At 45.4% G+C, this 14,434-nt stretch carries 12 protein-coding genes; 5 read left to right on the forward strand and 7 right to left on the reverse strand.

Going from position 1 to position 14,434, the window contains the following annotated elements:
* Position 1 precedes the first annotated feature (1 nt).
* Both ACJJIE_RS06580 and ACJJIE_RS06585 read left to right on the forward strand, forming a co-directional pair.
* Positions 2-1,027, forward strand: a complete 1,026-nt coding sequence (locus tag ACJJIE_RS06580) for an HlyD family secretion protein (RefSeq protein WP_444894015.1) — start codon at positions 2-4, stop codon at positions 1,025-1,027.
* A gap of 301 nt (positions 1,028-1,328) precedes the next feature.
* The gene (locus tag ACJJIE_RS06585) at positions 1,329-2,561 is read left to right on the forward strand and encodes a TackOD1 domain-containing metal-binding protein (protein ID WP_282932990.1); all 1,233 of its coding nucleotides are present in this window, start codon (positions 1,329-1,331) and stop codon (positions 2,559-2,561) included.
* A gap of 52 nt (positions 2,562-2,613) precedes the next feature.
* On the opposite strand, the gene ACJJIE_RS06590 is transcribed toward ACJJIE_RS06585, so the two are convergent.
* Positions 2,614-4,254: an acetolactate synthase large subunit gene (locus tag ACJJIE_RS06590; protein ID WP_444894016.1), complete on the reverse strand. Its 1,641-nt coding sequence runs from the start codon at positions 4,252-4,254 to the stop codon at positions 2,614-2,616.
* Positions 4,255-4,558: 304 nt separating this feature from the next.
* Here ACJJIE_RS06590 and ACJJIE_RS06595 point away from each other — a divergent pair, with 304 nt between their 5' ends.
* Complete coding sequence (locus ACJJIE_RS06595) at positions 4,559-6,448, forward strand: potassium transporter Kup (RefSeq protein WP_282932992.1); 1,890 nt, start codon at positions 4,559-4,561, stop codon at positions 6,446-6,448.
* A gap of 193 nt (positions 6,449-6,641) precedes the next feature.
* Here ACJJIE_RS06595 and ACJJIE_RS06600 read toward each other — a convergent pair whose 3' ends face one another.
* Positions 6,642-7,469: a DUF2059 domain-containing protein gene (locus ACJJIE_RS06600; RefSeq protein WP_444894017.1), complete on the reverse strand. Its 828-nt coding sequence runs from the start codon at positions 7,467-7,469 to the stop codon at positions 6,642-6,644.
* A 117-nt stretch (positions 7,470-7,586) separates the two neighbouring features.
* Positions 7,587-8,372, reverse strand: coding sequence for a penicillin-binding transpeptidase domain-containing protein (locus tag ACJJIE_RS06605; RefSeq protein WP_282932994.1), 786 nt, complete (start codon positions 8,370-8,372; stop codon positions 7,587-7,589).
* 291 nt (positions 8,373-8,663) lie between these two features.
* Here ACJJIE_RS06605 and biuH point away from each other — a divergent pair, with 291 nt between their 5' ends.
* Positions 8,664-9,494, forward strand: a complete 831-nt coding sequence (biuH, locus tag ACJJIE_RS06610) for a biuret amidohydrolase (protein ID WP_282932995.1) — start codon at positions 8,664-8,666, stop codon at positions 9,492-9,494.
* 46 nt (positions 9,495-9,540) lie between these two features.
* Here biuH and ACJJIE_RS06615 read toward each other — a convergent pair whose 3' ends face one another.
* The 4 genes from ACJJIE_RS06615 to ACJJIE_RS06630 form a co-directional block, all read right to left on the reverse strand.
* A complete protein-coding gene (locus tag ACJJIE_RS06615) occupies positions 9,541-10,041 on the reverse strand; it encodes a DUF4166 domain-containing protein (RefSeq protein WP_353057101.1) in 501 nt (166 codons plus the stop codon).
* 141 nt (positions 10,042-10,182) lie between these two features.
* Positions 10,183-11,487 (reverse strand): S8/S53 family peptidase, encoded by a 1,305-nt coding sequence (locus ACJJIE_RS06620; RefSeq protein ID WP_282932996.1) that lies wholly within the window; start codon positions 11,485-11,487, stop codon positions 10,183-10,185.
* A gap of 257 nt (positions 11,488-11,744) precedes the next feature.
* Positions 11,745-12,953: an ABC transporter permease gene (locus ACJJIE_RS06625; RefSeq protein ID WP_444894018.1), complete on the reverse strand. Its 1,209-nt coding sequence runs from the start codon at positions 12,951-12,953 to the stop codon at positions 11,745-11,747.
* Positions 12,943-13,680, reverse strand: a complete 738-nt coding sequence (locus ACJJIE_RS06630) for an ABC transporter ATP-binding protein (RefSeq protein WP_282932998.1) — start codon at positions 13,678-13,680, stop codon at positions 12,943-12,945. Before ACJJIE_RS06630 ends, ACJJIE_RS06625 begins: the two co-directional genes overlap by 11 nt.
* 86 nt (positions 13,681-13,766) lie before the next feature.
* On the opposite strand from ACJJIE_RS06630, the gene ACJJIE_RS06635 reads away from it, so the two are divergent.
* Entirely contained in the window at positions 13,767-14,390 is a 624-nt protein-coding gene (locus ACJJIE_RS06635; RefSeq protein ID WP_444894019.1) for a DUF3299 domain-containing protein, read from the forward strand.
* Positions 14,391-14,434 lie beyond the last annotated feature (44 nt).

Genomic DNA, 14,434 nt, shown 5'->3' on the forward strand with positions numbered 1-14,434 from the left:
TATGAAGGCTCTGCGAAAACGATTACGCCCTGATAGTTTCGAAAGTGAACAGCGAAAAACCCGGGGTTCTGCAAGCCGTCGAATATATTTAGCCATGTTAATCCTATTTGGCATTGGCGTTATTCGCTATATATGGGGTGACTGGTTTTTACTGCGAAGCGATGGGTTAGTACTACGCGATCAAAGCGTTATTGAAATGGGCTATCTAGTAAAAGTGGTAGAGGTTGCTGTTGATGAAGGACAAATGGTAAAGGAAGGTGAACTGCTACTAAAGATCGAATCTATGGAGTTGTTGGAGCGTATAGCGGACCTATCCAACCGACAGGCCAACTTGATGCAAATCTCCGCAGAATTTACTTTAATAGCCGAAACCGCCAAAAAATTATTACTACCAGCACAAGAACGAAAGGAGCAAATTGGAAGAATCGTAAATAGAATTAATAAGCTTGCGGATAAAGGCGTTGTCAGCGAGGTCGGCTATCAAGATGTACTGAAAGATAGCTTCGAGGCCAGTGAAACCCTGGTAAAACTTCAAGTAGAAAGCGCCACATTAGAAGGAAAACGTAGATCTGTAGACGAGGCGCTCTACCGCTCAGAACAAGCATTAAGAAAACTGGAAGAACATTACAACAACGGCATTATTCAAAGCCCTACGTCTGGGCTGGTGGGCGCATCGGTTCCCCATGTAGGCAATGTTTATGATGCCGGAGAGCCACTAATGGCTATCTACACCGGGGAGGCCTATGTCCTTGCCTACTTGCCCAATCAATATCAGTTCGCGATCAAGCCTGGAATGGAGGTGTTGGTTGCTGGTGGGCGCTTTAAAGATAAAGGAGTGCTTGTAGAAATGATCCCCCTCTCAGCCGCACTACCCCAGGAATTCCAAAATACATTCAAACCCACATCGCGCAATCAGCTGGCCAAAATAGTCTTACTTGACCCATCAAAATTTCCGGTGAATGAGAAAGTTACCATAACCCTAAAGATTGACTGGATTGATATCATTATTGATAAATTCATTAATTAACCCCCAGATGACGACTATTTTTTATGTCATACAATTATTCCTAATCCCTGCCAGTGAAGTAACACACCTATCCCTGCCTATTGCCAATTTTTCACCTATCTTTTCTTAATACTCAACAATCTATTCAGTTAAAAGGACGTCATATACATCACAGATTACACAATTACGTATAACTGGCATGAAACAAGCTAAAACACTCAGTTAATCTTTCAAGCACCAAAAATTATATAGGCGTGGAGGAATCAGTATCTCCTTTCTAAGTGACGAATATAGCTTTTTTCGCTGGCCCGGCGACTCCAAGGTGACATCGCATACCGGTGAATCCAAAGACGCTATTTTGATTGAGGAGCCAGCATCAGTAGATGACCTGACGCATATATGGCATATGCGTGGTGGCTTGTATCTACTCCCGGTTATTGATCTCACTGGAACAGTCGGCGAGAAGGCAGATCTGGATTGCTCAAAGCTTAGTGCGCAGGATATACCCGTTGTGAGCCAGGTTATTGACGACTTTCATTATCGGCGCGCGCAAGTCCACCTGGATTTCCACACCACTCAGAAAGATAGCGACAAAATACTAGCGCGATTATTTGTATCTGGCGTAAGTCTCTCGCCGCACTATAGTCCCAACTCCAAAGCGACTGTTGATTTTAATATTATCCTCGATAGCCCGACGGTTGTGACGGAATGCGAAAAACTGATCGAATCAGGATTTCTACTGGGCAAGTTTTTCGATCGACGCCATATCTGTAACGGCTGTGGAGGTTCCCAGTTTAATGTCCGCGAAGAGTGCGCGGTATGCAGATCCTCTAACCTTACCGAAGACTTCTATCTGCACCATTTCAGCTGCGCCTACCTTGGACGCGAAGCTGACTTCAGGGAAGGTGAAGACCTGATTTGCCCCAAATGTCGAAAGGAGCTTTTACACTTTGGCAGTGACTACGACAAACCCGGCACACTACTTATTTGCAATGCTTGCGGCCATGCCAGCTCAGAAGTGGAAATAGGGTTTTTGTGTCTCAACTGCCAGATGGATACCGATAGCGAGTCAATCCGTACCGGTGATATTCATAGTTACGACCTCACTGAAAGAGCCAGCAGTTACCTTAGGGCAGGATACGCATTTCTCGATTTCACTGACCACAATCCCATGTTTGCCGACCTGCCCTTCACCCTGATCGTAGAACTCAACCAGGCGGCAAGAGCATGGAAAGAGAACAAAACAAATTTTTGCTTGGTGAATATCAACTATGAACATGCTCATGAACTCGAAGTCGAGCATGGGCCCCGACAAACAATGCAGAGCCGCCGCCAATTCATAGAGAACCTTCATGGAGTTTTATGTAGAGCTTACGAAGGTATACGGAAAGAGGACTTTATTACCGGGAAATATGAAGATTATATGGTTCTACATGGAATAGCTAAGGAGGACATACTCGAAGATCGCAGAGAAATGATCAAGATTGCCATGTCCTCCATAAGGCTGGATATTGGCCCCTACTTTAAAGTACTTGGGCCCGAGGAGCTTGTTTAAAAGAAAGCCAAACACCTCCCTGTTACAACTACCTTACCCGAGCCGGCTACCCCTACAACTTACTCGACAACTCGCGAATTTCATGATTCAGGATACGGTCGTTGTGACTGTAATCCACAGGCACATCCACCAGGTGTACCCCACCCGCCCTGCAACATTTTTCTATCATCGGTTTAAACTCATCCGTGGCGGTTATTCTGTGGCCATGAGCACCATAGGATTTTGCGTAATCGACAAAATCAGGATTACCAAAATCCAGGCCAAAGTCATCAAATTCCATCATCGCCTGCTTCCACTTGATCATACCGTAGGCATCATCGCGCAAAATAAGTACGATAAGGTCAAGCTTTAAGCGAACCGCCGTTTCAATCTCCTGGGAGTTCATCATAAAGCCCCCATCCCCACAGATAGCGACCACACGGCGGTCTGGGCACACCAACTTGGCGGCCATTGCCGAAGGCAAGCCCGCCCCCATCGTTGCCAGTGCGTTGTCGAGCAGCACGGTATTGGGGGCTAAAGCCGGGTAATTTCGCGCGAACCATATTTTGAACATGCCATTATCAAGCGCAATAATGCCCTTCTCCGGCATTACTTCGCGGAGGTCTTTCACCAGTCGTTGCGGACGAATTGGGAAAGTGGTGGTATTTGAGCCCTCCTGGATATGCTTTTGAAGCGCGGCACGGATACGGTGCGCATCGGTAAAGCTCCAGTGATCCTGGGGTTCCAAGTGCTGGTCCAGCTGCCACAAGCTGTTGGCAATATCGCCAACCACCTCTATCTGCGGAAAGTAGACCGGATCCACCTGCGCTGAATTGAAGTTGATATGTACAACTTCCGGGCCACCGGGACGCATAAAGAAAGGCGGCTTTTCTACAACATCGTGGCCCACATTGATAATCAGGTCGGCCTGCTCAATGGCCCGGTGAACAAAATCCCCGTCGGATAGCGCGGTATTGCCAATAAAGTGCGGTCCCGATTCATCAATTACTCCCTTACCCATCTGAGTTGTCACCACCGGAATACCCAGCTTGTCGACAAACTTGCGCAACATTTTGGCGGTTAATTTACGGTTTGCGCCTGCTCCCACCAACAGCAGAGGTTTACGGGATGCCTCAATCGCTTCTGCAGCTTTACGCACTGCCTTCTCTTCGGCAATTGGCCTGCGGTTATAGCTGGGCTCCAAGACCGGCATGGTGGAGTGTTCACGGGCAATATCTTCAGGAAATTCCAAGTGGGTTGCCCCCGGCCGCTCCTCTTCAGATTGCCGAAAGGCTTCACGGACATGAGCTGGCACATAGTCGCCCCCCACGATTGTCTTGGTGAATTTGGTCAGGGGGCGCATCATGTCAACAATATCAATAATCTGAAACTGCCCTTGCTTGGAACTTTTGATAGGTTTTTGACCGGTGACCATCACCATCGGCATTCCACCGAGCTGGGCATAAGCTGCGGCAGTCACCAGATTCGTGGCCCCCGGACCTAAAGTAGACATACAGACACCTGGCTTGCCCGTAAGCCGACCATAGGTGGCAGCCATAAAACCGGCACCCTGTTCATGGCGCGTGACAATTAGTTTTATCTTTGAGCCCCGCAAAGACTCCAGCATATCCAGGTTTTCCTCACCAGGAATCGCGAAGATATACTCAACGCCCTCTTTCTCCAGGGCACGAATAAAAAGGTCCGATGCTTTCATTGGGGAGGCTCCTGTAGTCCCGCCTTACTAACAATAAGATCCCCGCCAAAAGAGCTGTTTTTATAACTGCCTGACACGATTGCTCAATTACGCGGATACCTCTCTTACATCTCACTTTATCGGCTCGTAAGTTTGCACCCTGCACAGTAGCTCACATGGTGCCTTGGTAATGTATTGCTAAGATCAGTCTCAGGGAAAATTAATTTCTTGCGCGCTGATATCCACCATCCAAGTGATGACAGCAAACTCCCTGATAAGTCTTAAATCACTGCCTTTGTATGACACCGGATGATAAGAGTTGCAAATGGAATCTCGCTCAGAAGGCGCAAGAAAACACTGGGTTCTATCACTTGCCGCTCTCGGGGTTGTATTTGGTGATATCGGCACTAGCCCACTCTACGCCTTTAAACTGATTTTCCATCCCCGGTTTGGAATTCCCCATAACACCGAAACCATTATTGGTGGGGTCTCTGCTGTCTTCTGGGCACTTACCCTCATTGTCACTATTAAGTACGTCATATTGGTAATGCGCCTGGACAACCGAGGGGAAGGTGGGATCATGGCGCTGATGACACTGGCCCTGGAAGCGACAAAAGGGCGAGAATTATTAAGAAAGCTCATTATCGGCGGCGGGATCTGTGGGGCGGCACTATTTTTTGGTGATGCCGTTATCACACCAGCCATCTCCGTACTCTCCGCAGTCGAAGGACTGGAGATAGTCAACAAGACTCTAAAACCGTTTATCCTGCCAATTTCTATCGGCATACTCTTTGGATTGTTTTTTGTACAGCGCTTCGGCACCGAAACCGTAGGGAAACTGTTCGGCCCGATTACCGCCATCTGGTTCTTAGTTTTGCTGCTCGCGGGCCTTTACTGGGTGCTCCAGAACCCTGTAATCCTCCACTCCATTAATCCCCTGCATGCTGTGAGCTTCCTCACTAACCATGGCATGGCTTCATTCTGGATATTAGGTGCAGTGTTACTGGTGTTTACCGGAGGAGAGGCTCTATATACCGACATGGGGCATTTTGGACGCATGCCTATAAGAATTGCCTGGATAGGTTTGGTGTTCCCCGCCCTGGTGTTGAACTATATGGGACAGGGCGCTCTACTTATTAGTGACACCTCTGCGGTAGACAACCCCTTTTACCGGATGTACCCGGACTGGTCGCTCTACCCAATGATTATTCTTGCAACTGTAGCAACCTGCATCGCTTCCCAGGCCTGTATCTCGGGGACCTTCTCCCTGACAAAACAAGGAATCCAGCTTGGCTTGATGCCCCGTTTTGCCATCCGGCACACGTCATCAGCACTCGCGGGACAAGTCTACATGCCCGGCGTCAATTACCTATTAATGACAGCGGTAATACTGGTGGCAATTCTCTTTGGAAGCTCAGTCCACCTTGCCAGTGCTTATGGTGTGTCAGTGAGTGGTGCAATGTTGATTACCTCCTGTATTGCAGCAATCGTTTATCGCCACTACCTCAAATACAACTTGATAATTTGCTTGGCTGTCGGCTCATTCTTTGCCTTTATTGATTTTGCCTTTGTTGCTTCAAACCTGGCAAAGATTGGCCACGGGGGTTGGTTCTCTATTAGTTTAGCCGCCTTTATTGCGATGCTGATGATTACTTGGAGAGATGGAAAAAAAGCAATAAATTGTTACTTGCAGGGTAAGAATTATAAATTGGAACCCTATTTAAACTCACTTTTTGATAATCCCCCATTACGAGTACCTGGAACAGCGATATTTGTGGGAACCAATCAACTCTTTGTACCTCATGCCCTGATATACAATTTGAAACATAACAGTGTCCTTCACGAAAAGAACCTTTTCCTAACCGTTACGTCGGCCAACACCCCAAAAGTACTCCCAAAGAACCGAGCAATCATTAGCAAGATAAGAGAGGGATGTTTCAGGCTAATCTTACGCTATGGATATATGGAACGCCCAGATGTCGAAGGAGCCATAAATAAACTCAACAAAATGCACCTTTTGGATATAGATCCAAGTAAGTCTTCTTTCTTTACCTGCCGATACAATATATTTCCTGTTAAAGGCGGCTATAGCAAGATGGCAAATTGGAGAGAGCGAATCTTTGCCGCCATGGTAAGGAATTCAAGCAGTACTATAGACTATTACCGTATTCCAGCGAATCGGACTGTCGAAGTACAAGAGAATATAATGATCTGAATTTAAAAGTTATTTTATCAAATAGCTGACAAGCCTATGAGACTCTTTAGGGGGTAGAGTGGAAGGGTTAAAGTGTGATGGTTATACCGCCTGCTTCCTTTACAGCTAATATGGATGCAGGCGGTAAGCCTAGAACCCCCTAAATGCTCTAATTAAGAAATATAAAGATATTCAGGAGTTCTCTACCTTATAATCAGTTCGCTTCGCTCTTAAGTATAGAAACCGTATCACCGGACCAACGGCCGATTACTTGTGTTAGAGCTTTGTTAAGCCCTGCCATTGAAGAGGAGTTGAATTTTTTGGCTTCTGGTTGACTCAAGAACTCCTCATATTTCGCTAAGCTTGCATCGTCTAAGCCTTGATAAGTTTGCACGAAAGAGAGAGTAATAAATTGCTCAACATTTTGACGCATCTGGGGCTTCATTGCCTCCATTTGCGCCTTATAAGCATCCAGATTGATCTCTTGTCCGGGAGCCATCACTGCCATCACTGCGGAATAGACAGCAATACTCGTAGAGATCTGCATCTCCATCGCCATATCGGTAGCACCAACAAGCTGATCAATACGAGTTGCCATTTCAACGCGCTTTGTGTCAGCCATCAACTGCTGAGCATTAGCCATCAAATTCTGGAATGCCTCTTCAGAGCTTCCTTCCTCTTCAGCCTTGGTAATTTTCTTACCGATATCTGACTCATACCAAGCCAATAAGACCTCAACATCTTTATCGGTCAGAGAAGTACTCAGTGACGAGCGCACTTCACCCATAATGATGGACGGTAAAATCGTATTATCTGCACTTTCAAGAATCTTTTGCAGTTTATCCTGAGGAATTGGTACACCCTGCTGTACGCCTTCCGCAAATCCAGATTTTACTAGCTCAGGAAACCCCTCAGCTTGCTTAGTGAAACCCGATACAAGCAGAAGCTTATCCAAATTGGCAACTTTATCGCCAGCCAGGCATAATGAGCAAAAGGTGCTGATGAGTAGAGCAAATATAACTTTTACAGCTTGAGTTCCCATAGGAAGCTCCATATGAAAGTGAATTTGATCGCCATTATGCCGATTGACTCACAACAATCAATCAAAAAGCACTAACCATTGCAAAAACAGACGTACCACAGCTTCGCTATAAAGAGCCTAAATAACCCCCAACTCAGATAGTTTTTTTCTGGCAATTTCAATTCTTTTCTTTTGTACTTCCCGAAAACTGCTGCCATCTATGTTAATCGCAAAATAATGAATATTGTTATTGGACTCTACAATTCCAATATACCAGCCTAAAGCCTTATTCTTAGCTAATGGCCCTCCTCCTGTTTTTGCATATAACTTATAGGTATCAGTCTCCTCTACCAGCATCACTTCTTTAAATTTATCTATAGCTGACTGCGATACAGGTAATTGACCAGTAAATAAACGCTCCAGGAAGTCTACCTGCTCCAACGCTGATATTTTGATACTCTCATTGAGCCAGAAGGTATCAATACCAGACGAAGCATCCCGATTACCATAATTAAAACCTGCCAAATACCGATTCATTCTCTTAGCGCCAATCTCCGTTGCTAATTGCTGATAGATCGGAACCGCTGAATTTTGAAATGCTTCGCGAATTGTCAAAGGCCTTTCTGACCAGATTGCAGGCCACCACGCTTTAGCCGGGTATTTGTCATGATTATAGGTTAGCTCTTGTAACAGGTTCTCAACTAAACCCAAGTCAAGTGCAATAAGGGTATTGGGAACCTTAAAAGTAGAGAATGGTGTGAACTGCCTGGCTGCCCTCTCCCTATTGATTACCGTATATTCAGAAGTTCGACTATTCTTAAGCACGAAAGCACATAGCTTTCCGCATGAGATTTCATCTTCAGCTATCACCGAGCTACTGACACCAAAAACAAAAACTGCAATAAACCATTTAAAGCGCCTCAATCTAAATCTCCTTTATTTAAAGTATGTAGCTACCCAAAAGATATTAACATGCTCCATTACAATTTATGGAGTAATACATCTATTTAATGAAACTTCTTGAAGTAAAACCACACTGGAAAGGAGTCATTTAGTAAGTCTCGCAATAGACTTGATGTATGCTCAGGAAAATAAATGCCAAAAATATCGCCGCATATACAATGAGGAACGGCATTAGAGTAGTACATATAAATCCACAACTAAAACAGTTGATATCACATACACAATCCCAGTTACACTTCCATCAAACAGGAATTGCACGCCTGGAAAAGCCTTACCTCACAAGAAAGCTCAAAATCAACGCTATTATGCATTAGCAATAAGTTTGTCTTTCAAAAAATTGAGAACTTGATAATGAGTATTCCTGGAACCAACGACTCACAGGATAAAAATGGTCCCGTGAAAGCACACCCTTATGACTGGCCATTTAATGGTGATCTGCGCCCAGAAAATACCGCCCTTGTCATTATCGACATGCAAGTTGATTTTTGCGGCGAAGGCGGGTATGTAGACAAAATGGGGTATGATTTAGAGGCAATGCGCCGGCCAATACAACCCATTAGAACCATCTTAAATACTATGCGCGCGGAGAACTATTATATTATTTTCACTAGAGAGGGGCATCGCCCTGACCTCTCTGACCTCCCTCCCAATAAGCTTTGGCGGTCGCGCCAAATAGCTGCAGGAATCGGGGATCAGGGCCCTCTGGGAAGAATTCTCGTTCGAGGAGAACCCGGCTGGGAAATCATCTCAGAACTGGAACCACTTCCAGGCGAAGTAATTATAGATAAACCCGGCAAAGGATCATTCTTTGCAACTGACCTGGAACTTATATTAGAGCTGCGAAATATTCAAAACCTAATTCTTGTTGGTGTGACTACTGATGTCTGTGTTCATACCACAATGAGAGAGGCGAATGATCGAGGGTTTGAGTGCATCACACTAACAGACTGTACAGGTGCTACAGACATCGTTAATCATGGTGCAGCCCTGAAAATGATTACTATGCAAGGGGGCGTTTTTGGCGCATACACTGACAGTAAGAAGTTTTTGAAAGGTTTAACTGAAGCCTCTAAAAGCAGGTAAGGGGGAGCCCTGTGCAACTTGGGCTCTCATACAACAGTACTTCTACTCAACTTGCCGCCCTAACATGCAGCTCTCCAGCATATGACAAGATGAACCCCACTAAAAACATGTGCACACTGACACTGAATTGATACCGCCCTTCACTTTCTGTTTCATATGCCTTGACTTTGGGCCAAAGAAATTTGGGCAAAGCTATACCTAATAGCTTCGTTTTCGAAAACTGATATTCAAGTGCTCCGTTGACATTATGAGCGGTAAACTGCATTTCCAAAGGGCCTATCCTTTCCACCAGGTAATTTTTTTCTGAATAAAATGATGAACTCATCTTGAACCCATCGAAATCTCTCACCCAATCCATCCGATCGGAAAAGTGCCCACAATCAACAACTAACTGCGAACTTGAACTCGCCTTCGGAAATCGAAATATTGAACAAATAGTATTCGCAATAACTCCACCTCGCTTGACTACAACAGAACCCTCAAACCTCTTCACCCCAGTGTGTGCAAATTGCAACAGTGGAGATAATTCATTGAATGAGGACCCCATATGAGCAGAAAGTATGTTCAATATTCACTCCTATTCCTATTCACGTCCTTTACCCACAGTACCATCTATACAGGTAGCTGGCAGGCTGCAAATATTCAACCTGCCAGCGCACTCTCAGTCAACTCGATGACTAAATCAAGCTTATTTACTATTCGCTCTCAGAATAGTGCTCATAGCCCGGTGGGCGTCAACGAACCCAAGCCCGGTGTTGTGGTTACCTAACCAACTGCGGCGAGCATTATCTTTCAATGACTTGCTCACTAGTTGAGCAGCTTCTACCCTGCTAAGGCCATAGTAGTCTGCCATTTCAAGGAGCAATAGACTCACAGCCGCTAGTTGAGGAGCGGCAAAAGAGCTACCGGACTCAAAGTTTTGACTGGAAGCGGAATATACTGCATCGCCGGCAATAGCAAAGCTCTGCTTAATAGCCAAGGGGTTGTAACCCGGAACCGTCGCGGTAAGTGAGATCTCATTTGAGAATGGCTGGAGATTGATTGCAAAAAACAAATTTTCAGCACCGGCCTGCCCTTCATTCTGAGCAAGGAATGCCCTGATTAAATCCAGGTCATAGGTAAAGAAGCTGCCGAGTGGCGGTAGTTCCAAGCGCTCTCTCACATCGGAGTTGTTATGCTCAAGATCCGTACCTGTATTTCCCAGTGACTTGGTAAAAATCTTACTTTGTAAAATAGCGGAAAGATGCTCTGCAAACTCTGGGTCTAGTTGGTCATTGGTGATATGGAATGCACGGCTCATATTGATCACACTAATGTCATCTCGATACCGCATATAGGCCATTGCATCATTATAAGTTTTGCTCTCAGCACTAACGGGTACAATAGTTGCCTTAGGGGCAATATCCAAAATGATATCAATTACGGTGTTACCATGAAGGAAAGTAATGGGATCACCAAATGCAACTTCTGCTTCAATATTGGGATACTGTTCGCGCTGCTCTTGTAAGCGTGTCGGATCAAACAAATCAAAGACAGCAATTACCATACCCTCGCCATCAAAGCGCTTAGTCAAAATTTGCTGTTTCAGTTTATAACCGGGTACATGGGGAAGCAGTAACTCATTAATTGCCAATCTGAATAGATTCAGGTCGGCAATAGCGGCATCAAATTCCGGCCTGTATTGCTCCTGGTAATCTTCTGGCTGAAACGTGTACAGAAGTTCAGCTAATACAATAAATTCTGTGATTGTCTGGCCCCACTTGTGCATCAGTAATTCTTCAACCATATAGTGGGATTTTGCCATCCCCGAGTATTGATCGAATTCAGCTGCCATATACTCTTCAATAATTGGAGTTACCGGCTCTTCCCAAGGCCAGGGGGTTAATTCTTTCACAATCTCTAAGGAATCTCTGGCCTGCTCAATATCTGGGGTTGAAGCAAATATATTGAGGCTACCCAGCAACATTAAGATTGTTAGTATTATCCTATTCAAAACTATTTCCTTGTCATGAAAAATTATTAGATAGTGTTTGTAGGCTGCTACAAGCCACGGGATATAAATAGTCCCAGTGACAGGAAAAGCTCGCAGCCTGGAAATAGGATCACGAATGGTATGGAAAGGCAACAAAGCAAATATATATAGAAATTACAAAGCTAATATCGCCCATAAAATAAAAGATATTCGGTTACCTCTGACATCAAAATCTAGAGAAAGTCTTACTCTGAATTTGGCTCCGCCTCACCTTCTAGTCAATGCAGAAGATCACTATCCCCCAAAGACTGGCGGCATGCACTTATAGCGGGAATAGCAGCCACAATTAATGTGCTTACCAGTACTAAAGCTAAAAGCACAATCGTATGTTCGCCTATAACAACGCCGTCCAAATAGATTCCAAATTTATCTGTCAGAATTGGCTCAACCAGCCAGCCTCCCATTATCAATCCAGAAACAGCAATTGTCGCACCTAAAAGTAAAACCAAAAATGCCTCAGTCTGGATCAATAGGAATAAAAACAAAGGGCCAGAACCTACAGTTCTCAGTAGTGCTATCTCCAGTCTGCGCTCGCGCATCGTGGAAAGTAGTAAGATACATAAGCCAAGTAATGCAGCCAAAACCACCATAGCTGAGACAAAAAATAATACCGTTTCTATACCACCGGATATCTGCCAAAGCTCCGATAGTGCAATGCCCGGCAATATTGCCAGCAGCGGCTCCTTCGAATATTCGTTTATTTTTCTCTGTACCTGAAATGTAGCTATAGGGGAATTAAGCCCGAGTAAGAAGGCAGTAATGTTATTAGGCACCAGATCATCGTGCTCCGCATCAGCACCATGAACGGCTTCCAGTCCCGCCAAGCTTACATAGAGTGCTCGATCTACTGGTGTACCAGTAGGCTTGAGTATGCCACTAACGATAAAGGGGTTTTCACCATGCTCTGTGAAGCGCGTTCCAACCAAACCGTGCGCCAATGTGAGAGTGTCATCAAGTTGGTAGTTGAGTTCCCGAGCGACCTCCGCCCCCAATATGACACTAAAAGTATCGATAAAATTCTGGCCGGTTGATAGCTCCAATGGCCTCTTATTCCCATACCGATAGTGATCGAGAAATCCCGTTGAGGTTCCCACCACCCTGTAACCTTGGTGCGAATCCCCCAGGGATAGGGGTATCGCCCAACCTACCTGGGGTAAGTGAGAAAGTTCCTGGTAGCTATCCCATGAAATATGATTACTGGCATTCCCAATATGGAATACGCTGTATAACAAGAGATTCAATTGTCCCGTAGGCGCCCCAACAATAAGGTCTACCCCTGACACAGTTCGACTAAAGCTGTTTTTAGTATGGCTTCGCAACTGCTCGATCCCCAACATTAGAATCAAACTGATTGCTACAGACAATACGGCCAGTGACACACTACCCTTACGCTGCATCAGGCTTTGCCAAGCAAGTTTAAAAAACATCGGCTAAAGCCTCTGGTGCAGTGTCCCACTCGGGCCTAAGTTTCCAGGCAATATTTATTTCGCGCATATCCATAACCAGAGGGAAGTGTCGTTCCAAAGAGCTATCGTGGCTGACAAAGATCAGAGTGCATTTCTTTTGCTGACATGCAGTCATCAACAACTGGACAAAAGCATCTCTCGCTTCAGGGTCCAAAGCAGATGTAGGCTCATCAACCAGCAATAACTGCGGTTCATTGATCAATGCCCGCACGATTGCCACCCTCTGTTGCTGTCCGACACTCAAGCTGGCCACTTTCTTGGGTAAAATTTCCTCTCCTAAACAGAGCCCCGTTAGCAGCTCATTAACCCTGCCGCGAAAATCGCCACGGAAACCAGAAAAGTGGGTAGCGACACGAATATTGTCCTCCACACTCAAATAGGGAATTAGGTTAAAGCGCTGAAATACAACGCCAATATGTCTCGCCCTGAAGCGATCCCGCTTGCGCTCGCTCAGTTCATCCAACGATTGGCCTAGAACCTTTTGGCTCCCCGATTTTGTAACCAGAATGCCTGCCAGGAGGTTCAGCAGCGTTGACTTGCCACTACCGGATCGGCCGCGTAAAAACACCTGCTCCCCCACTGGTAGCGACCAATAGGGGACTTCTAAAACTGCCGGGCCTTTACGATAGGCGAAGCGCAACTGCTCCACCTCAATAGCAAGTTGAGGTCTTGTAGTGAAGGCATTCATCTTTTACCTCATTTACAGCATGGATTTTTGCAAACAGATATATAATGATATATCACATCATTTTGTATAGTAAATAAATCCGAGCCATGAACAGAACTCCCCTTTCGGCAGCCTGCACCCTGACCACCGCACTACTCACTGCTGCCTGTGACAGTCGAATTGAAACTCGTCCAATTTCGCCCCCAGTTGCAGAACATACTCAAGTCAAACAAGTAAGTATCAATTATCGCGAAGTCAGCTGGGAAGAGTTAATCCCGAAAGATGATCTGGATGCGTTACTCAACCCACCAGAATACATAGATGATATTGTTGAAGGCTCCACTGCCGACTCAATGCCTAACACATCAGCTATTGCCTCTACGAGCGAAAATGAAAGCCGTTACCAAGCCGCTTTGACTTCCACTCGAATAAAACCAGAGTTCGACAACCAACAGATACGTATTGCTGGGTTTATAGTTCCAATTGAATTCAATGACGAATTAACAATTTCCAATTTCCTTTTTGTTCCCTACTTCGGAGCCTGTATCCACCTGCCGCCCCCACCTCCAAATCAGGTTATCCATGGCAGTTTTTCTGAGGGAGTTCAAGTTGACGCTCTGTACGAACCTTTCTCTATAGAAGGGAAACTGAGAACATTGAAGATAGAAAGCGAGTTCGGAACTGCGGCTTACAGTATGGAAGTGGATAACATACAACCTTACACAGAATAATGTCCCCGGCGAGCGCTGCTCACCCGAGGACACTACTTCATCGA

This window comes from Microbulbifer maximicatervae (SeqCode) (genome assembly GCF_052467325.1).